This is a genomic window from Azospirillum formosense (assembly GCF_013340925.1).
Classification (GTDB): Bacteria; Pseudomonadota; Alphaproteobacteria; order Azospirillales; family Azospirillaceae; genus Azospirillum; species Azospirillum formosense.
Genome location: NZ_WHOR01000507.1, coordinates 1 through 1,246, shown reverse-complemented (window position 1 = coordinate 1,246; position 1,246 = coordinate 1). Strand labels below are relative to the sequence as shown.

At 73.3% G+C, this 1,246-nt stretch carries 1 protein-coding gene; it reads left to right on the top strand.

All coding sequences use genetic code 11. The features are described 5' to 3' along the window. Nucleotides 1-36: 36 nt before the first annotated feature. Entirely contained in the window at nucleotides 37-1,146 is a 1,110-nt protein-coding gene (gene tssG, locus GBZ26_RS29455) for a type VI secretion system baseplate subunit TssG (protein WP_345772090.1), read from the top strand. The last annotated feature ends 100 nt before the right edge of the window (nucleotides 1,147-1,246 follow it).

Here is a 1,246-nt window from a genome sequence, read left to right as displayed (position 1 = left end):
CCACGCGGGGGTGCGCGTGGGCAGGGTCGATTTTGTATAGAAGACGCCCCACCCGCCCTGATCGACCGGCTGGAGGCCGAGCCCTGGGGCTTCGACCTGCTGCAGGCCATCGCCCTGCTGGAGCGCGCCGCCCCCGGTCTGGCCCCGCTCGGCACCGGCATCGACCCGGAGCAGGAGGCCGTCCGCATCGAACACGACCCCAGCTTCGTCTTCCCCGCCAGCGACGTCGTCGAGGCGCGGCGGACCGAGGACGGGCGCGGCGTCGTCCGCTCCCCCGTGCTGGGCGTGGCGGGCATCAACGGCCCCCTGCCCTACGTCGCCACCGAACTGCTCGTCGAGCGGGCGGCCCGGCGCGACACGGCGGGCTCGGCCTTCTACGACATCTTCAACCACCGCCTGATGTCGATCTTCTACCGGACGCGCCAGGGCAGCCTGCCCTTGCTGGAGCGCGACCCGGAACGCACCCTGATGGCCCGCGTGCTGCGCGCGCTGGCCGGCATCGGCACGCCCGGCCTGGAGCAGCGCCTCCCCGGCACGCCCGACCGCATGCTGCTGGCCTTTTCCGGCATCCTCGCCAACCGCCGCCGGTCGTCGGCCGGGCTGGAGGCGATCCTCGGCGCCGTGTTCCGCGTGAAGGTGCGGGTGGAGAGCTTCGTCGGGCGCTGGCTGCCGCTGGACGAGGAGAGCCGGACCCGCATCGGCGGCGGCTTCGGCGCGCGGAACAACAGCCTCGGCCGCACGGTCGTGCTTGGCCGCCGCGTCTGGGACCAACAGAGCTGCTACGCCATCGAACTGACGCTCGACAGCCTGGAGCGCTTCCGTGAGTTCCTGCCCGACGGGCGGCACCACCAGACGCTCTGCGCGCTCGCCCGCTTCCACACCGGGGACGGCATGGATTTCCGCATCGTGCTGGTGCTGGAGGCCACCAAGGTGCCGCCGACGCGCCTGTCCACCAAGCCGCCGGAGGGCAGCCGCCTCGGCTGGACCTCCTGGCTGCGGGCGCCGGGCCGCCCGAACCTGAAGGACGGGCGCCTGACCCTCGCCCCCTCTAGCCCTCTCCCCCCCGGGGAGAGGGTGGCCCGGAGGGCCGGTGAGGGGGTTGCGCTTGTGCCGGACGTCCCGCCACGCGCATCCCCCTCACCCTAACCCTCTCCCCAGGGGGGAGAGGGAATGAAGCCCCTCCTTACGCCGCGCGGACCTTTGCGAGGAAGCCGCTGACCTCCGTCCGCAGACGCGCGGCGGAAGG